Origin of the sequence: Paenibacillus artemisiicola, from assembly GCF_017652985.1 — a bacterium.
Lineage (GTDB): Bacteria > Bacillota > Bacilli > Paenibacillales > Paenibacillaceae > Paenibacillus_Z > Paenibacillus_Z artemisiicola.
In genome coordinates this window covers 327422-345549 of the sequence record NZ_JAGGDJ010000003.1, presented here as the reverse complement: position 1 = coordinate 345549, position 18128 = coordinate 327422, and the positions used below count along the sequence as shown (strand labels likewise).

The 18128-nt window shown below is 62.6% G+C and carries 19 protein-coding genes and 1 riboswitch; all 19 genes read right to left on the bottom strand.

Annotated elements, in window-relative coordinates:
* Window positions 1-7: 7 nt before the first annotated feature.
* Window positions 8-1153: a D-alanyl-D-alanine carboxypeptidase family protein gene (locus I8J29_RS07565; RefSeq protein ID WP_208847017.1), complete on the bottom strand. Its 1146-nt coding sequence runs from the start codon at window positions 1151-1153 to the stop codon at window positions 8-10.
* 140 nt (window positions 1154-1293) lie between these two features.
* The gene (gene ytfJ, locus I8J29_RS07560; RefSeq protein ID WP_208847016.1) at window positions 1294-1752 is read right to left on the bottom strand and encodes a GerW family sporulation protein; all 459 of its coding nucleotides are present in this window, start codon (window positions 1750-1752) and stop codon (window positions 1294-1296) included.
* An 82-nt stretch (window positions 1753-1834) separates the two neighbouring features.
* The gene (locus tag I8J29_RS07555) at window positions 1835-2533 is read right to left on the bottom strand and encodes a DUF2953 domain-containing protein (protein ID WP_208847015.1); all 699 of its coding nucleotides are present in this window, start codon (window positions 2531-2533) and stop codon (window positions 1835-1837) included.
* Window positions 2534-2603: 70 nt separating this feature from the next.
* Window positions 2604-3308 (bottom strand): SMC-Scp complex subunit ScpB, encoded by a 705-nt coding sequence (gene scpB / locus I8J29_RS07550; RefSeq protein ID WP_208847014.1) that lies wholly within the window; start codon window positions 3306-3308, stop codon window positions 2604-2606.
* Window positions 3274-4056 carry a segregation and condensation protein A gene (locus I8J29_RS07545; RefSeq protein ID WP_208847013.1) on the bottom strand — a complete coding sequence of 261 codons (783 nt, stop codon included), beginning with the start codon at window positions 4054-4056 and terminating at the stop codon, window positions 3274-3276. Before I8J29_RS07545 ends, scpB begins: the two co-directional genes overlap by 35 nt.
* Window positions 4057-4159: 103 nt before the next feature.
* Window positions 4160-4630 (bottom strand): 6,7-dimethyl-8-ribityllumazine synthase, encoded by a 471-nt coding sequence (gene ribH, locus I8J29_RS07540; protein ID WP_090637965.1) that lies wholly within the window; start codon window positions 4628-4630, stop codon window positions 4160-4162.
* Between the two features lie 41 nt (window positions 4631-4671).
* Entirely contained in the window at window positions 4672-5928 is a 1257-nt protein-coding gene (locus tag I8J29_RS07535; RefSeq protein ID WP_208847012.1) for a bifunctional 3,4-dihydroxy-2-butanone-4-phosphate synthase/GTP cyclohydrolase II, read from the bottom strand.
* A 45-nt stretch (window positions 5929-5973) separates the two neighbouring features.
* Window positions 5974-6648, bottom strand: a complete 675-nt coding sequence (gene ribE, locus I8J29_RS07530; RefSeq protein ID WP_208847011.1) for a riboflavin synthase — start codon at window positions 6646-6648, stop codon at window positions 5974-5976.
* 52 nt (window positions 6649-6700) lie between these two features.
* Window positions 6701-7837 (bottom strand): bifunctional diaminohydroxyphosphoribosylaminopyrimidine deaminase/5-amino-6-(5-phosphoribosylamino)uracil reductase RibD, encoded by a 1137-nt coding sequence (gene ribD / locus I8J29_RS07525; protein ID WP_208847010.1) that lies wholly within the window; start codon window positions 7835-7837, stop codon window positions 6701-6703.
* Window positions 7838-7989: 152 nt separating this feature from the next.
* Window positions 7990-8196: riboswitch (FMN riboswitch) on the bottom strand.
* 148 nt (window positions 8197-8344) lie between these two features.
* Window positions 8345-8776 carry a peptidylprolyl isomerase gene (locus I8J29_RS07520; RefSeq protein WP_208847009.1) on the bottom strand — a complete coding sequence of 144 codons (432 nt, stop codon included), beginning with the start codon at window positions 8774-8776 and terminating at the stop codon, window positions 8345-8347.
* Between the two features lie 25 nt (window positions 8777-8801).
* Window positions 8802-10130 (bottom strand): diaminopimelate decarboxylase, encoded by a 1329-nt coding sequence (lysA, locus tag I8J29_RS07515; protein ID WP_208847008.1) that lies wholly within the window; start codon window positions 10128-10130, stop codon window positions 8802-8804.
* A gap of 150 nt (window positions 10131-10280) precedes the next feature.
* Window positions 10281-12329, bottom strand: a complete 2049-nt coding sequence (locus I8J29_RS07510; protein ID WP_338113083.1) for a spore germination protein — start codon at window positions 12327-12329, stop codon at window positions 10281-10283.
* Between the two features lie 48 nt (window positions 12330-12377).
* A complete protein-coding gene (locus I8J29_RS07505) occupies window positions 12378-12818 on the bottom strand; it encodes a stage V sporulation protein AB (protein WP_208847007.1) in 441 nt (146 codons plus the stop codon).
* Window positions 12811-13485 (bottom strand): stage V sporulation protein AA, encoded by a 675-nt coding sequence (locus I8J29_RS07500; RefSeq protein ID WP_208847006.1) that lies wholly within the window; start codon window positions 13483-13485, stop codon window positions 12811-12813. Before I8J29_RS07500 ends, I8J29_RS07505 begins: the two co-directional genes overlap by 8 nt.
* Window positions 13486-13624: 139 nt before the next feature.
* On the bottom strand, window positions 13625-14380 hold the full coding sequence (gene sigF, locus I8J29_RS07495; protein WP_090637986.1) for an RNA polymerase sporulation sigma factor SigF: 756 nt from the start codon (window positions 14378-14380) through the stop codon (window positions 13625-13627).
* Between the two features lie 20 nt (window positions 14381-14400).
* Window positions 14401-14847, bottom strand: coding sequence for an anti-sigma F factor (gene spoIIAB / locus I8J29_RS07490; RefSeq protein ID WP_090637988.1), 447 nt, complete (start codon window positions 14845-14847; stop codon window positions 14401-14403).
* Window positions 14844-15197 (bottom strand): anti-sigma F factor antagonist, encoded by a 354-nt coding sequence (gene spoIIAA / locus I8J29_RS07485; RefSeq protein ID WP_090637991.1) that lies wholly within the window; start codon window positions 15195-15197, stop codon window positions 14844-14846. The genes spoIIAB and spoIIAA overlap by 4 nt, the downstream gene beginning before the upstream one ends.
* 202 nt (window positions 15198-15399) lie before the next feature.
* Window positions 15400-16584 (bottom strand): D-alanyl-D-alanine carboxypeptidase family protein, encoded by a 1185-nt coding sequence (locus tag I8J29_RS07480; RefSeq protein WP_208847005.1) that lies wholly within the window; start codon window positions 16582-16584, stop codon window positions 15400-15402.
* A gap of 169 nt (window positions 16585-16753) precedes the next feature.
* Window positions 16754-18082 carry a pyrimidine-nucleoside phosphorylase gene (locus I8J29_RS07475; protein WP_208847004.1) on the bottom strand — a complete coding sequence of 443 codons (1329 nt, stop codon included), beginning with the start codon at window positions 18080-18082 and terminating at the stop codon, window positions 16754-16756.
* Window positions 18083-18128: the final 46 nt, after the last annotated feature.

Genomic DNA, 18128 nt, shown 5'->3' with positions numbered 1-18128 from the left:
CAAAACCTTACCGGATGGCTCCGGTCTCTCCATGTCCGGCCGCGCGCAAAGCCGCGCGTTCGCCCGCCGCCCACGCCGGCTTATCCGGCAGGCCGATCCGCGCGCCGTTCGGATCGTACACGGGCGTCGAGCCGATTTTCTCGTCGCCGACGAACCAATCCAGCGTGCCGCGTTCGCCGAGCAGGTACGCCGCGGAACCGGCGCTTACGAGCGTCAGCTTGCTGCGCAGCTGCTCCTTCTCGCCTTCGGCGAACGGATAGCGCAGCGTCCGGCCGACGGCGAGCGGATGCCCGCTGACGGGTTGTCCCTTGTGCGCGATTTCGCTCAGCGGGTAATGATCGAAGCCGAAGCTCAGCATCCGCTGATGGTCGTTCCAGTCGTCGCGATCCCGCAGCGTGACGGCGACGAGCTGCTGGCCGCCCCGCGACGCCGAGCTGACCAGGCAGCGAAGCGCCTTTTTGGTATAGCCGGTTTTGACCCCGTCCGCGCCTTCGTACATCGACAGCATTTTGTTTTTATTTTTCCACAGGTAATCCCACTGGTCGTTCGGGTTCGGCGCCGATTTGTGCTTTGTCTTGACGATTTCTTTGAACACCGGGTTTCTCAGCGCGTAGGCGGTCAGCTTGGCCAAGTCGTTGGCGGAGCCGTAATGGCCCTCCGCGTCGAGGCCGCTCGGATTCATGAAGTGCGAATTCGCCAGCCCCAGCATTTCGGCCTTGTCGTTCATCAGATGAACGAAGCCCTCCTCGGATCCGCCCACATGCTCCGCGATCGCCGTGGCCGCGTCGTTGCCGGAGCGCAGCATCAGCCCGTACAGCAGGTTATGCAGGCTCATCTTCTCCCCGCGGCGCAAATAAATCGACGACCCTTCTTTGCCGGCCGCCCGAACGCTCGTCTCGACCATGTCGGACAGATTGCCGTGTTCGATCGCCACGATGGCGGTCATGATCTTCGTCAAGCTGGCGATCAGCATCGGCTTGTCCCCGTTGTGGCTGTACAGGATGCGGCCGGACTCCACGTCGATCAGCGCGGCGCCCTCCGCTCCCGTCTTCAACTCCGGCGCCGGTTCGGCGGCCGCCGCCGCCGCCGGAAGCAGCAGCATGACGGACGCCGCGACGGCGGCGAGTCTGTTCCTGATGCAGGCGAGCCTCATAGATGTCCTCCTTCGGATGTCGGTACTCGTCTTGTACAAGTATATGAAGCGGTCCAAGATATATCCCATATCGCGGCTAAAAAAAGAAACCGCCCCGAATCGGACGGTTAGTCGGTAAAGCCGAAGCCCGCCGCCCGCGATTAACGGACGTCCATGCTGTCGATCAGCACGGAATCGACCTCGGCCGCGGACACATGGTCTTTCTTGAACATGGTCTGGATCTTATCGAACACTTGCGGCGCGGAATCGATCACCCGCTCCATGAGATGCGTCTGGTTGTCGAGCGGCACGATCCGGACCCCGTGGGTGCCGACGACCAGGAACGCGATCGGAGTGATCGACACGCCGCCGCCGCTGCCGCCGCCGAACGGCATTTGCACGGCCGCGTTGTGCATGTCGGTCCCGCTCATTTTGTTTTGCTCGCCCATGCGGATATCGCTGCCGCCCGCCACGAAGCCGAAGCCGACCTTGGAGATCGGCATGATGACGCTGCCGTCCGGAGTTTGGACGGGATCGCCAACTATGGTATTTACGTCCACCATTTCCTTGATGTTTTCCATCGCCGTCTGCATCAGGCCTTGAATCGGATGGTCGTTCATCGATAAAGTCCTCCTCGGTTCGAAAATCGGTATGCTCTCCTTGCCGTTTCTAGCGTGCCCCCGCCGGGACCGCATTATGTAATCAGCCGCGCAGCAATATCCGCTGCCAACCGACGAGTCCCCTCGGCACGCCCTTGGCCACCTTTTTCATCTTGACCGCGAGCCGGATGCCGGCATAGAACGCGTAGCCGAACGTGATTTTGGCCGTAAACTGCCCTTCCGTGGAGAAATGCGCGCCTTGGTAGACGGGTTGCACCGAGAGCTCCGGATCCGTCTCGAGCCGAATCAGCTGCGACAGCACGCCGATCGCGGTCGTCTTCACGGACCAGGCCGTGCCGGTCGCCATCGCCGTCCACATCGCATCGCCCGTGCCGACCGCGCTCGCCCATTTCCATTCCGTGATCCGCACGTGGTTCAGCGTCCGGCGCACCCAGCCGAGCAGATCGTCCGTATGCCGCAGAATCGCCTGCGTCCAGCTGATCGAGGCCATAAAGCTCTTCGGATTCACGTGCGACGTATCCGTGTTCGAGTCGACCCCGCCGATGTTGGCGGCGGTCAGCTCGCGCTTGAGCTCCAGGCCGATGCCCTTCGCCTTCACCTCCGGCAGCTGCCAATGGTAATGCACGAGGCCCATCAACGCGCGAATGCGCAGCTCGGCGTCGTCGTTCTCCCCCACCCGCTTGATATGGCCGCTAATGACGACCTGCGAACTCGCGATAACGAGCAGAAGCAAAAAAAAGAGACCTGCCGCGATCATCCATCCGAACGGGTAGCCGAGCATGGCGTTTTCCCCCATTTCCCTACTTTGGTCGGATATAGTATGACCTTGCGGACAAATCTCATTCGGGTTGTTACGTTTCGGACGCCGGTTCCGGTTCGCGCTCCGGCTTCGGTTTGGGCTCGGGCTCATCGGGCTCGTCGCGGTCATCGTTGCCCAGCTCCGCCTCGAGATCGGCCATCGTCATGTCTTCGATCGTCATCTGGCGGCCCTCCAGCCGCTCGAACAGCAGCTGGGTCTGGTCCTCCAGATCGTCGACCGCGATGGACGAAGGCTCCGGCAGCGCGTCGAGGCCGGACAAACCGAAATAATCGAGGAACGGCTTCGTCGTGCCGTACAGAATCGGACGCCCGATTTGCTCGGCCCGGCCCACCTCTTCGATCAAATCCTTGCCGACGAGCGACTGGATCGCCCGGTCGCATTTGACGCCGCGGATTTCTTCGATCTCCACGCGCGTGATCGGCTGCCGGTACGCGACGATGGACAGCGTTTCGAGCGCCGCCTGGGACAGGCTCGAGCGCGTGGGCGAATACGCCATCCGTTCGAAATACGCCGCGTGATCGGGATTGGTCGTCATCCGGTACGCCCCGGCGACCAGCGACACCTGAATGCCGCGCTTCTTGGACCTCAGGTCCTTCGTCAGATCCTTGGCCAAATCCGCGGCGACCCCGGCCTCCAGCTGCAGGATGTCCGCGAGCTGCTTGGCCGTCAGCCCTTCGTCCCCCGCCATGAACAATAACCCTTCAATAATCTGCTTCAACTTCGAATAATCCGCCATCAGCCGCTTCTCCCCTCCAATGCACCACAATATCATCAAATAGGCCGTGCTGGAAACAGCGAATATGCTTCATCTTCATCAGTTCAAGCAGCGCCAGGAACGTCACGACGATCTCGTGCCGGCTCATGTCCTCCCGGATCAGCTTCGAGAAGCGGACGGTTTCGAACTCCCGCAGCACGTCCACGATGTCGCGGATCCGGTCCTTGACCGATATTTCGTCGCGATGGATCGTCGCGATGACGTTGCGCCGGGACGCCTTGCGCAGCGCCTTCTGGAACGCCGCGATAAGGTCGCCGACGCTGAGCCCCTTGACGGGGTTCTCCGGCACGACCTTCATGAACGGCGTCATGTCCTCCGGCTCCTTCGTGTAGACGAGGCTGCGCTCGAATTCCTGCTCCCGGAGCTGTTCCGCGATTTGTTTGTATTTGCGGTATTCCACGAGCTTCGCGATCAGCTCGTCGCGCGGGTCGAGGCCGTCGTCCGGCCATTCCTCGAAGTAGTCGTCCTCGATGACCGGCGGCTTCGGGAGCAGCTGCTTGCTCTTCATCGACAGCAGCGTTGCCGCCATGACGAGGAATTCGCTCGTGACCTCCAGCTCCAGCTCCTGCATCGCATTCAAATAGTCCATGTACTGATCCGTAATCTCGCTGACGGATATTTCGTGAATGTCGATTTCGGCTTTGTCGATCAAATGAAGGAGCAAGTCCAGGGGTCCTTCGAACGATTCCAGTTTGTACGTCACCGTCATGCTGCAAGCCACTCCCGCCAATGATTAGTTAAAGATCGGCCGTATTGCCGCCGCGCCTCGCGACCGGCCTTGCGTCCGTTCGGCCCGCCGGCCGTCGCGCGGCTTAGCCTTGAAGCGTCTTCGTCAAGTTCGCCATTTCGATGGCGGTCACGGCCGCTTCCCAGCCTTTATTGCCCGCTTTCGTGCCCGCGCGCTCGATCGCCTGCTCGATGGAGTCCACCGTCAGGACGCCGAACACGGTCGGCACGCCGGTTTTGAGCCCGACGGCCGCCACGCCTTTGGCCGCCTCGTTGCAGACGTAGTCGAAGTGCGGCGTGGATCCCCGGATGACGGCGCCGAGGGTGATGACAGCGTCGTATTTGCCGCTTTCGGCCATCTTCTGGGCGATCAGCGGAATTTCGAACGCGCCCGGTACCCAGGCGATGTCCACTTCGTTGTCTTCCGCGCCGTGGCGCTTGAACGCGTCGAGCGCGCCGCTCAGCAGCTTGCTGGAAATAAACTCGTTGAAACGCCCCACGACGACGCCGTATTTCAGTCCCTCGGAAATTAAATGTCCTTCGAATACGTTTGGCATGATGCTGTCATCCTCTCTGAATTAGACCGCTATGGGCCATGTTATCGGTTATTCGGGATATCGTCAAATTTGAGCAGGTGCCCAAGCTTGTCTTTCTTCGTGTGCAGGTACTGGTCGTTGTCTTCGTTGGCGTCCATTTGGATCGGCACGCGCTCGACGACTTCGAGGCCGTAGCCTTCGAGCCCGCGGATTTTGCGCGGATTGTTCGTCAGCAGCCGCATTTGGCGGACGCCGAGGTCCTTCAGGATTTGCGCGCCGATGCCGTAGTCGCGGAGATCCGGCGCGAAGCCCAATTTAATATTCGCGTCGACGGTATCCAACCCCTGCTCCTGCAGCTGGTACGCCTTCAATTTGTTGATCAGGCCGATGCCGCGGCCCTCCTGGCGCATGTAGAGCAGCACGCCATTGCCGGCTTCGTCGATCTGCCGCAGCGCCGCCTCGAGCTGCGGGCCGCAGTCGCAGCGGTGGGAATGGAACACGTCGCCGGTGAGGCATTCGGAGTGGACGCGCACGAGCGTCGGCTTGGTCGGATCGATCTCGCCCTTGACGAGCGCCACGTGCTCCTTGCTGTCGACCTCGTTCGTGTAGGCAATCGCCCGGAACACGCCGAAATCGGTCGGCATCTTCACGTCGACGGCCCGCACGACCAGGTTCTCCTTCTCGTTGCGGTAATGGATCAGCGACTCGATGGAAATCAGCTTCAGGCCGTGCTTCTCCTTGAACTCGATCAAATCCGGCAGGCGCGCCATGGAGCCGTCTTCCTTAATGATCTCGCAGATGACGCCCGCGGGGTCGGCGCCGCACATCCGCGCCAAGTCGATGGCCGCTTCCGTATGGCCGGCGCGGCGCAGGACGCCGCCCTTCTTCGCGATCAGCGGGAAAATGTGGCCCGGCCGGCGGAAGTCGTGCGCCTTCGTCTTCGGATCGATCAGCGCCTTCACGCTGAGCGAGCGCTCGTAGGCGGAGATGCCCGTCGACGTCGTCACGTGGTCGACCGACACGGTGAACGCGGTGCCGTGATAGTCGGTGTTGCGCTGCACCATCGGCGGAAGGTCGAGCTCCTCGGCGCGCTCCTGCGTGATCGGCACGCATACGAGCCCGCGCGCTTCGGTAATCATGAAATTGATGACCTCCGGCGTCGCCTTGCTCGCCAGCGCGATCAGATCGCCTTCGTTCTCCCGGTCTTCGTCGTCGACGACGATGATCGGCTTGCCAAGCATGAGATCATATATGGCCTCTTCGATGGCGTCGAAGACGGGTTTGTCGTCCGGCAGGTTTCTTGCTCCCAGATTGCTCATCGCGATCCGCTCCTTTGGCAGGCGGCTTGCCTGCCTTTGTATGGTTTAGAAAAATCCGTTCTCCGCCAGAAACGCGGCGGTGATTTTGCCGCCGCCGTCCGGCTTGTCTTCCTTCGCCTCGTCGCCGCCTTTGTAATGAAGCAGGTGGTCGACGTACTTGCCGAGGACGTCGCATTCCACGTTGATGACGCCGCCCGCGCCCTTATGCTGCAAGGCCGTCTCCTTCAAGGTGTGCGGAATGATGGAGACCGCGAAGCTGTTCCGGTCGGCCGTCGCCACCGTCAGGCTGATGCCGTCGAGCGTGACCGAGCCCTGCGGAATGACGTAGCGCATCAGCTTCTCGTCGTGCGGCCGGATCGTGAACACGACCGCGTTGGCATCGCTGCCGCGCGCGACGATGTCGGCGGTGCCGTCGACGTGGCCCTGCACGAGATGGCCGCCGAAGCGGCCGCCCGCCATCATCGCCCGTTCGAGATTCAGCGGCTCGCCGGGGCGAATGTCCTTCAGGTTGGAATGGCGGTACGTCTGCGGCATGACGTCGACCGTGAACGAACGGCTGTCGAACGCCGTGACGGTCAGGCAGACGCCGTTGACCGAAATGCTGTCGCCGAGGGCGACGTCCTTCAGAATGCGGTTCGCCTCGACGACGAGCAGCATCGCCTCGCCCTGCTTGAACGACCGCTTCAGGGCGCCGATTTCTTCGATAAGTCCGGTAAACACGTGGTTACTCCTCCTCTCCTCCGCGCGTTTGCGCAGCGGCCCGTCGGGACCGCTATTCGGCTCCGCCGGCGCGGTCGCCCGTCCCGTATTCGGGATAGCCGCTCACGAAGATATCGGCGCCGATCCGTTCGACCTGCACGTCGCGGAACGGAATCGCCTGCGCCATCTTCTCGAAGCCTTCGAACTGGAACACGCCCGGCGCGCCGGCGCCGCCGATGACCTTCGGCGCCACGAACAGCAGCAGCTTGTCGATCAGCCCGAGCTCGAGCATGGCGCCGTTCAGCTTGCCGCCGCCCTCGAGCAGAATCGAGCCGATCTCGCGTTCGCCGAGCTTGCGCATGGCGAGCGCGAGGTCGACGCGGTCGCCGTCCCCGCAGTCGATGACCTCGGCGCCGGCCGCCTTCAGGGCGGCTCGCTTGCCGGGATCCGCGCCTGCGACCGTCAACACGATGACCGGCGCTATCATCTCCCGCAGCATGCGGGCCTCGGGCGGCAGGCGCAGCTTGGCGTCGACGACGATGCGGACGGGGTGCACCGCCGGCACGGACAGGCGGGTCGACAGTTCCGGATCGTCGACGATCGCCGTCTCGGCGCCGACCATGATGCCCATGTGCCGATGGCGCAGCGTGTGCGTCATCTCCCTGGCCCGCGGCCCGCTGACGTAGCGGCTGTCGCCGCTCTTGGCGGCCAGCTTGCCGTCGAGCGTCATCGCCGACTTCATCGTGACGAAGGGCATCCGCGTGACGATGAACTTGTTGAACATTTCGTTCATCCGCAGCGATTCTTCCTCCAGCAGGCCGACCTCGACGGCGATGCCCGCTTCGCGGAGGCGGGAGAGCCCGCGGCCGGCGACCTGCGGGTTCGGATCCGTGCAGGCGACGACGACGCGCGCCACCTTCGCTTCGATGAGCCGTTCGCAGCACGGCGGCGTCCGGCCGTGATGGCTGCACGGCTCCAGCGTGACGTAAGCCGTCGCGCCTTCCGCCTGTTCGCCCGCCATGCGCAGCGCGTGCACCTCCGCGTGGCCTTCGCCGCGCCGCAGATGGGCGCCGAGCCCGACGATGCGGCCTTCCCGGACGATCACGCAGCCGACGACGGGATTGATTTCCGTCTGTCCCTGCGCCTTGGATGCCATATCGAGCGCGAGCCGCATGTACGACTCGTCGTTCAGAACATCGATTGTTGACATAATAAAAATCACCCCTCGGCCAAATATCGCCAACGGGGTGATGAGAGAGTATGCGAAAAAGGACGCGTCTGAAGACACATTCAAACAAACTCGGCAACCTTGTGAAAAAAAGAACAAGGTCGGCAAGACATGAAAAAATGGAATTCACGAGCCCTCTCCTTCTCCCATCCAGACTATACTGTCGGTCCCGGATTCGCACCAGGTCCACCGTCAAGCAGCCATGCATGCCCAGGAGGGACCTGCACGCTTGCGAGCCGGGTCACGGACTGACAAAGGAGAACAGCCGCCTGTCGCGCAAGCGGAACTGCAGCCCTTTGATCACCGCCGGTTGGGAATTTCACCCTGCCCCGAAGGATTGTCGTAAATACGTTTGTGGAAATGGTACCACTTCGGACTTGAAAATGCAACTTGTTTTGTAGGCTTAATGTCGAACCCGGTCCTTTCGGCCCGCGAGGCCCATAAAAAAAGCAGCGCGCGGATGGATTCCGCGCGCTGCCGGGTTCAAGCTCACACTTCCAAAATTTCGACTTTCTCCATGCGGTCGCGGCCTTGGAACGCGTCGACGTGCTCCATGCCTTTCGCGACTTTGCCGAACACCGTATGCTGACCGTCCAGATGCGGCTGCGGCTGGTACACGATGTAAAACTGGCTGCCGCCCGTGTTGCGTCCCGCGTGCGCCATGGCCAGCGCGCCGCGCTCGTGCTTGTTCGGGTTGATCTCGCAGTCGATCGTGTAGCCAGGACCGCCGGTGCCGGTGCCGTTCGGGCAGCCGCCTTGCGCGACGAAGCCCGGGATGACGCGGTGGAACGTCAGGCCGTTATAGAAGCCTTCGTTCGCCAGCTTCTCGAAGTTCGCGACCGTGTTCGGGGCGTCCTTCTCGAACAGATCCAGATAGACCTCGGCGCCGTTCGCCAAAGTGATTTTCGCTTGTTTTGCCATTGATGGTGGCCTCCTGTCGAAACTGTTATTTCACTGCCGAGGTTTGCAAACGCGCCGGAATGACGTCGTTGCCGATGATGTCGTCGAGCGATTCGCGCTTGACGGCGACGTCCGCGGCTCCGTCTTTCACGAACACGACGGCAGGACGGCGAATGCGGTTGTAATTGCTCGCCATGGCATAATTGTACGCGCCCGTGCAGAATACGGCAAGCAAGTCCCCGTTATTCGCCTTCGGCAGCTCCAAGTCGATGATCAGTTTATCGCCGCTCTCGCAGCATTTGCCCGCGACCGTGACGGTCTCTTCGAGCGGTTCGTTCGCGCGGTTGGCCAAGACCGCCTCGTACTTGGACTCGTACAGCGCCGGACGCGGATTGTCCGTCATGCCGCCGTCGACCGCGATGTACTTGCGCACGCCCGGGATGTCTTTGCTTGTCCCGACGGTGTACAGCGTCGTGCCGGCGTCGCCGACCATGCTGCGGCCCGGCTCGACCCAAATTTCCGGCAGCGGGTAGTTCGCCGCGGAGAAATTGGTCTTGATGGCGTCCGTGATCGCCTTGACGTACTGCGCGATCGGCAGCGGCGTGTCGCCTTCCACGTAGCGGATTCCGAAGCCGCCGCCGAGGTTGATGACGCGGAACGTCACGTCCAGCTCGTTCTTGACCTGCATGGCGAAGCCCGCCACTTTGGCGGCCGCCATCGAGAAGCCTTCGACTTCGAAGATTTGCGAGCCGATGTGGGAGTGGACGCCGAGCAGCTCCAGGTTCGGCTGGGCGATCGCTTCTTGAATCGCTTTATACGCCGTGCCGTTGCCGAGGTCGAAGCCGAACTTCGAGTCGGTTTGGCCGGTGGAAATGTAATCGTGCGTGTGCGCCTCGACGCCCGGCGTGATGCGCAGCAGGATATTGACGCGCTTGCCTTTGTCCGCCGCGAGGGCGTTCAGCAGGTACAGCTCGTTGAAGTTGTCGACCACGAAGCAGCCGATGTTGGCGTCGAGCGCCATGTTGATCTCGTCCGGCGTCTTGTTGTTGCCGTGGAAGTGGATGCGCGCCGCCGGGAAGCCGGCTTTCAGCGCCGTATACAGCTCGCCGTCGGAGACGACGTCGAGCGACAGCCCTTCCTGCTCCGCGATGGAGCACATGGCCATGACGCTGAACGCTTTGCTTGCGTACGCGACTTGGAATTTCAGGCCCGAGGCGCGGAAGGATTCCACGTATTCGCGGGCTCTTTGGCGCACGAGCGCCTCATCTACGATGTAAAGCGGCGTGCCGAACTGCTTTGCCAGTTCCGTCGTGTCGACGCCGCCGATTTCCAAATGGCCTTGTCCATTAATTTTGCTGGTTCCATGTAAGTACATTAATTGATTCCCCTCCGCCTTCTGCATAAAAATGCCCAATCGTGAGATTTGCATCATTTAGCATCAGTATAACGCATTCGCTCCCCCGCCGAAATGGATAATTCCACATTTCATTTGCATTTTTAACTTGGGGCGGGAGCGGAAGGGACGTCAGTTCGGCATCTTGTCCCGCTGCTGCGCCTTCAGGTAGTTGGGGCGCTTGCGGTTTTGCAGGACGGGCACCCGGAGCAGGATGCCAAGCATGCCTTTGGCGTCGAACGGGACGAGCGGCCACATGTACGGCCGGTTGAACGACCGCTGCATGCACAGCATGACGAAGAAGAACGTCGTCGCGACCACGAAGCCCGGCACCTCGAACAGGGCGACCGCGATGATGAGCACGAGCCGGATGATCCGGTTGGCCAGGCCCAGCTCGTAGCTCGGGGTCGCGAACATGCCGATGGCCGAGATGGCCATGTACAGCACGACCTCGTTCACGAACAGGCCGGTCTTGACGGCGATGTCGCCGATCAGGATGGCGGCGATCAAGGACATCGCGGTCGCGAGCGGAGTCGGGGTATGGATCGCCGCCATCCGCATGAGGTCGACCCCGACCTCGGCCAGGATGAACTGCGCGACCATCGGCAGGTGCCCGGCTTGCTGCGCGCCGATGAAGCCAAGCCCCGGCGGCTTCAGCTCCGGCCGCAGCGTGAACAGGAACCAGAGCGGCAGCAGGAAGAGCGACGCGATGATGCCGAAGAAGCGGACCCAGCGCAAGTACGTGCCGATGAACGGCGTCTGGCGGTTCTCCTCCGCGTGCTGCAGCAGGTCGAAGAACGTCGTCGGCAAAATCATGACGCTCGGCGTCGTGTCGACGAAGATGGCGATGTTCCCTTCCATCAAGTGCACCGCGACGGTATCCGGCCGCTCCGAATAACGGACGAGCGGGAACGGGTTCCAGCCCCGCTGCACGGTCGCCTCCTCCAGCTGCTTGTCCGCGAGCGGCAGGCCGTCGACCTTGACCTGTTTGATTTTGTCCTTCATCGACTCCAGCATTTCCTTGTCGACGATGTCGTCGATATAGGCGATGCAGATGTCCGTCTGCGTGCGTTCGCCGACCCGCATGATCTCGTAGCGCAGCTGCTTGTCCCGCAGCCGCCGGCGCACCAGCGTCACGTTGACGAGCATCGTCTCCACGAACCCGTCGCGCGCGCCGCGCACGACCCGCTCCAGCGTCGGCTCTTCCGGGTTGCGGGCCGGGAACGCCTTGGCGTCGATCAGCAGCACCTTGTCGTCGCCTTCCACGAACATCGCGGTGCCGCCGGAGAGGACGTTCGTCATCATGTCGTCCCAGTCCTGCTCCTCGACGACCTGGATCGCCGGCACGTAGAGCCGGAAGAAGTCGTGGAACGACGCGGTGCGGTAATCCTCCGCCTGGAGGTACGTCAGCCGCTTGAGCACTTCGGTCAGGATCGTGTCCTTCGCGAACCCGTTGAAGAAGAAGAACGCGACCCGCCGGTCCCCGAACGTCATCTCGCGCAGGACGATGTCGAAGCTCGTCTTGTAGCCGACCTCCTCTTCGAGCTTCCGCTTGAAGCCGTCGAGCGAAGCCGGAATCGGGATTAGGTCCTTCTTCGCGTCCGCTTCCTTCGCTTCCTTCGCTTTCTTCGCTCCCTTCGCTTCGCGTCCGGGCTTCCGGTGCGCCGCGATCGGCTCTCCGGGGGGCTCGCCGGCGAGCTCGCCCGCGTCCGGGCGCTCCGCGACCCGCCGCACGGGGAGCGACTCCTCCTCATTCTCATGCGACTCTTCCGCATTCTCGGGCACCGCGAACCGCTGTCCGGAACCCTCGCCCGCATCCATGGAACTCGCCGACCGCGGCGCGTCGTCAGGCTCGTCGTCCGCGAACCATTCGCCTTGATGGTCCGCCCTGCGCAGCCTCGCTTCCGCTTTCACCCCGGCGTCCGTCCGCCCGACCGGCGCGTCCGCGTCCCAGCCGGGCTTGTCATGCCCGGGAGCCCGCTCCGCCTTGCGGGGCGCCGCTTCTTCGCGCTCCCGGGCGCCGTCCGCGGCAGCGGCCGCCCGATCGGCCGGGACCGCGCCGGCGCCCTGCTCCTCCGGCTCGTCGCCGAAGCCGTTCCCGTCGTCGTGCCAGAACACGTGAACCGGCTTTTTGAATTCGGTCGTGCCGGTCTCTCTATCGCCATGCCCGTTATCGCGCATCGTTTCCGCCCTTCTTTCTTCTCGTCGATTTTCGCCCTTCGCCTTGCCCTAAGGATCCATGTATTGAAAGACCAGCCAGTCGAACAGCGAGCCCGTCACCTTGCCGATCACCATGGCGTAGACGAGACTGACCAAGTACCGGCTCAGCCGAACGCGCTTGGCCAGGATCGGCAGCACGTTCATCACCTCGGTCAGCGCCGCGCCCAGCATGCCGACGAAGATGCCGTCGAACGTGCCGATGACGATCAAGGTCGGATGCTTCGGCAGCCACAGCCGCCATTCCAGGAAGTCGGCCAGCGACCAGAACAGCGCGCCGCACACGACGGCCGTCTCGAACCAGATGGACTTGCGGTACGCAAAGGCCAGCTGCGCCAGCCGCGGGATGATGTCCAGCACGATGAGCAGCGCCGCCAGCGCGCTGCCGACGCCGAGGCCGCCGGCAAAGCCCAGCACCGCCACGAACGAATTCGCCGCGAGCCCGCTAACCATCGTCTGTCCCGGCCTTCGGCCGCTTCCGCCCGGTCTCCTCCTCGCCCGGCTCGCTCTTGCGGCGCATCTCGTCGGCGATGACGTAGGCATTGACGTTCTCTTCGTACATGTACAGCTCCACCTCGAGCGGATTGGGCTCTTCGTTGAACCTCTTGCGGAATAGATGATTGAAGAAGACGAGCATGCCGACGCCGATGCCGAGCGAATACGGCACCTGAAACCAGAGCGGATGGTCGGTCTTCTTCCCCGTGACGAGCTCCGTGATCCGTTCGTGGACGTCCTTCATGCTCACGTCGGTATGAAAGTTCATGATCGCGAGCCCGGACCCGAAGAAGAGCAGCAGCCACGTGACGAACAGCACGGACTTCCGCGGCTCGCGCGGCGCGTCGGCGATGATGACCAGCACCTGCGGATCGCCGTACGCGTCCACGACGGCGCCGGGCGCCTCCTCGCGGATCGCGCGCACGATCTGGAGGAGGTCGATTACGACGCGGTTGCCGTCCTTCAGCGAATGGCGGTGCAGCACGAGCCGCTCCAGCCTCGCCTCCAGCTCCGGGTCGCTCGCGAACAGGCGCGAGGCGTGTCCCAGCGTGACGACGCCTTCCGGACGGATGCCGATCCGCTTGCGCAGGCGCAAGTATACGCTCGGCGCCATATCGTAGCTCATCGCGCACACCTCCTTGTCGTCATGATCTCCCTTAGTATGAGAATAACGGGCATGAAAATAATCGCAGGTTTGCCTGCGAATATAAAAAAGCCGGCCGCCCCGGATGGGACGGCCGGCTTCTCGAGCCGGACCGCGCCGCTCACTGCGCGATCTGGTCGCGGATGAGCTGCAATATTTTTTTCTCCAGCCGGGACACCTGCACCTGCGAGATGCCGAGGCGCGCGGCGACCTCCGACTGCGTCTGGTCGCGGTAGTAGCGGAGGAAGACGATGAGGCGCTCGCGCTCCGACAAGCCGCCGATCGCTTCGTTCAGCGCGAGCTTGTCGAACCAGCGCTCCTGCGAATCGTCGGCGATCTGGTCCATCAGCGTGATGGGATCGCCGTCGTTCTCGAACACCGTCTCGTGAATGGAAGTCGGCGGCTTGTTCGCTTCCTGCGCGAAGACGACGTCCTCGGGCGTGATGCCGAGCCGCTCGGCGACCTCCTTGATCGTCGGCAGACGGCCCAGCACCTTCGACAGCTCGTCCTTCGTCTTGCGCACTTTGTTGGCCGTTTCCTTCAGGGAGCGGCTCACCTTCAGCGTGCCGTCGTCGCGGAGGAAGCGCTGGATTTCGCCGATGATCATCGGCACCGCATAGGTGGAGAACTTGACCTCGTACGAGAGATCGAACTTATCGACCGACTTCAGCAGGCCGATGCAGCCGATCTGGAACAAGTCTTCCGGCTCGTAGCCGCGGCCCATGAAACGCTGCACGACGGACCAGACGAGCCGGATATTGCACTGCACCAGCGTGTCGCGCGCCAGCGAATCTCCCGCCTGGCTCAGCGCGATCAGCCGCTTGACCTCGGAATCATCCAGGTATGGCTGCGCCGTTTGTTTCATATCGACATCCATGCGGTCCAACCCCTATGCCCCTAATTGAAGAGCGCTTTTTTCGATTCGATGCGCTTCGTCATCGCGATGGCGGTGCCTTGTCCCGGTTCGCTCGACACGTCGAAGCCGTCCATGAAGTTCTCCATGATCGTGAAGCCCATGCCCGACCGTTCCATCTCCGGCTTGGAGGTATACAGCGGCTGGCGGGCCAGGTCGACGTCCTCGATGCCGCGTCCCTTGTCCTTCACGATGAGCCGCACGACGTCGCCTTCGATGGCGCCTTCGATCGTCACCATGCCGGCGGGATTGCCGTCGTAGCCGTGGATGATCGCGTTCGTCACCGCTTCGGAGATCGCCGTCTTCAAATCGTTGAGCTCGTCGAGCGTCGGATCCAGCTGCGACACGAACGCCGCCACGGCGACCCGGGCGAACGCCTCGTTTTCCGAACGGGCGGAAAAGGTAAGTGTCATCTCGTTTCTCTCGTTCATGAAACGACCTCCAGACTACTGAGCGCAAGCCGCTCGTTATCGTGAATCGGCAATATTTTGAACAAGCCCGACAGCTCGAACAGCCGGTAGACGCCCGTATTCACGTCGCAAACGACCATTTTGCCGCCCCTGGCCTTCAGCTGCTTGTAGCGGCCGAGAATGACACCGAGGCCGGAGCTGTCCATGAACTGGAGCTCCTTCAGGCTCAGAATCACGTGGTCGCTGTTGCCGCGAAGGATCGCTTCCTCCATCTTGAACCGGACGACGTCGGCGGTATGATGATCCAGCTCGCCGCGCAGCCTGACGATTAGCACGTTACGGTAATGTTCCAATTCCACCTGCAAGCTCATCCTCATGTTCACTCCTCGCGTTGAATTTGGGGAGCACGAGCCGGTCCCGGACCTGCCTGGGCGGCCGGCGCCGGGTTCGCGTTGAATGGAGGATTCTACGCCGCGTCCGCCGTTTCCTGCCCCGCGACAAAACTAGAAGCAGAGCGCTAAAGGCAGACAAAATGCGAGCGGCGCAGGCGGATTTTGCTTATCGGGCGGCGTTTTAGCCGAACAGGCTGCCCATGGAGCGCTTGAACAGCGTCCACCAGCCCGCGCGTTCGACGGAAGACGGGGCGTCGACGGCGAATTCCGTCAGCACCTGGTCGCCCTGGTACACGATCAGCTTGCCGATCGGCTGATTGACCGTGACCGGCGCCTTCAGCGGCTGCAGCTTCAGCTCGTAGCGGATGTCCTTGACGGTGGTGCCCTTCTTCAGCAGCACGCTGTAGGAATGCTTCGCCGTGAGCTGCAGCTCCGGCCGCATGCCCTTCTCGACCTTCACGGTGCCCATCGGGTCGCCCTTCTTGAAGATCGTATGGTTCATGTACTGCGCGAACGAATAATCGAGCATCTGCGACACTTCCGCGTTACGCGTCTTCGTGTTCGGCTCGCCCATGACGACGGCGATGACGCGCAGGTTGTCCCGGTGCGCCGTGGCCGTCAGGCAGAACTTCGCTTCGCTCGTGAAGCCGGTCTTCAGCCCGTCCGCTCCCGTATAGAAGCGAACCAGCTTGTTCGTGTTGACGAGCCAAAACGGCTTGTCGCTCGTCTTGCGCAGGTAATCCTGGTACACGCCCGTGTATTTCGTGATTTCGCCGTGCTTCAGCAGCTCGCGCGACATGACGGCGATGTCGTGCGCGGACGAATAGTGCTCCGCCGCCGGAAGCCCGTTGCAGTTCGCGAAGTGGGTGTTCTTCAGCCCCAGCTCCGCCGCGCGCTTGTTCATCATGTCGACGAACGCCGACTCCGTGCCCGCGATCTTCTCCGCCATGGCGACCGACGCGTCGTTGCCCGACGCCATCGCGATGCCCTTCAGCATCTCGTCGACGGTCATCTGCTCGCCCGGCTCCAGGAAAATTTGCGAACCGCCCATCGAAGCGGCGTATTCGCTCGTCGGCACCTTGTCGGTCAGCTTGATGCGCCCTTCGTCGAGCGCCTCCATGATCAGCAGCATCGTCATGACCTTGGTGATGCTGGCCGGCGGCAGCTTGGCGTGGCTGTTCTTCTCGTATACGATGGTGCCGCTGTCGGCGTCCATGAGAATGGCAGAACGCGCGGATGGCGCCAGGTCGGCCGCTCCCGCGCCTTGCGGTGCCGTTTTTTCTTCGGCCATGGCCGATACGGGTACAGAAAGCGCCAAAATCATCGTCAACGCCAGGATGACGAAAGGTTTCACGTTGTTTTTCATCGAAGTTCTCCTCCTGAGTGATGCCCGCGGCATAGCTAGACCGCTAAAACGGCTAAAATCTCATTCCTAGTGTGCACCGATTGGGGGTAAAATATTCCAGCCGTCCGGGCAAAAAAAGAAAGGCATCCGACCGAAATCGGATGCCTTTCCCGTAGAATTCCCGAACGCGCTAGAAGCGCGTCACGCCTTGCTCCGTCACGATCGAGAGCAGCAGCGGGGACGGCTGCGCCGGCTCGTCGCCGATCGCGTACGCGTCCTGAACGCGGCGCAGCACCGCCTGCGCCGCGTCGCCGTCCTCGCGCACGTGCAGCAGCGCGATCGTCTCGCCTTCGCGGACTTCTTCGCCGACCTTCCGCCGCAGCGTGATGCCGACCGCGTGGTCGATGACGGAATCCTTCATCGCCCGCCCGGCGCCGAGCAGCATGGCCGCGAGGCCGAGCTCCTCCGCCTGAATGGCGTGGACGTGGCCGCTCTTCGGCGCCGGCACTTCGACGAGCACGGGCGCCTGCGGAAGCAGCGCGGGATCGTCGCCGACGGCGGGATCGCCGCCCTGCGCCGCGACGAATGCCTTGAACTTCGCGAGCGCCTCGCCCGAACGCAGCTTCTCGCGGAGCGCCGCCTCCGCTTCCTTCAAATTCGCCGCCTGGCCGCCGAGCACGACCATATGCGACGCGAGCGCGATGCACAGCTCGGTCAGATCGTCCGGACCGCGGCCGTGAAGCGTCTGGATCGCTTCCCGGACCTCCAGCGCGTTGCCGATCGCGAAGCCGAGCGGCTGGTCCATGTCGCTGATCAGCGCGGCCGTGCGGCGCCCGACCTGCGTGCCGATCTCGACCATCGCCTTCGCGAGCCGCTCGGAATCGTCCAGCGTCTTCATGAAGGCGCCGCTGCCGGTCTTCACGTCCAGCACGATGGCGTCGGCGCCGGCCGCGATTTTCTTGCTCATGACGGAGCTCGCGATGAGCGGAATCGACTCCACCGTCGCGGTGACGTCCCGCAGCGCGTACAGCTTCTTGTCGGCCGGGGCGAGATCGCCGCTCTGGCCGATGATCGCGACGCCGATGTCGTTGACCTGCGCGATGAAGTCCTCGCGCGCCAGCTCCGTGCGGAAACCTGGCATCGATTCCATCTTGTCGATGGTGCCGCCGGTATGGCCGAGGCCCCGGCCGGACATTTTGGCGACGGGCACGCCGCAGGACGCGACGAGCGGACCGATGATCAAGCTCGTTTTGTCGCCGACGCCGCCGGTGCTATGCTTGTCCACCTTGATGCCGCGGATGGGCGACAGGTCGACCCGATCGCCGGATTCGGCCATCGCCAGGGTCAAGAACGCGGTCTCCTCCGGATTCATGCCTTGAAAATAGACGGCCATCGCCCAGGCGGACATTTGATAGTCCGGAATTTCTCCGCGGCTGTAACCTTGTATAAGAAACGACAGTTCTTCGTTCGTTAACGATCCGCCGTTTCGCTTCTTGTGAATGATGTCGACCGCTCGCAAGCCTGATGACCTCCTAATGCGTACTTCCCGGTCGCGCGTGACGGCC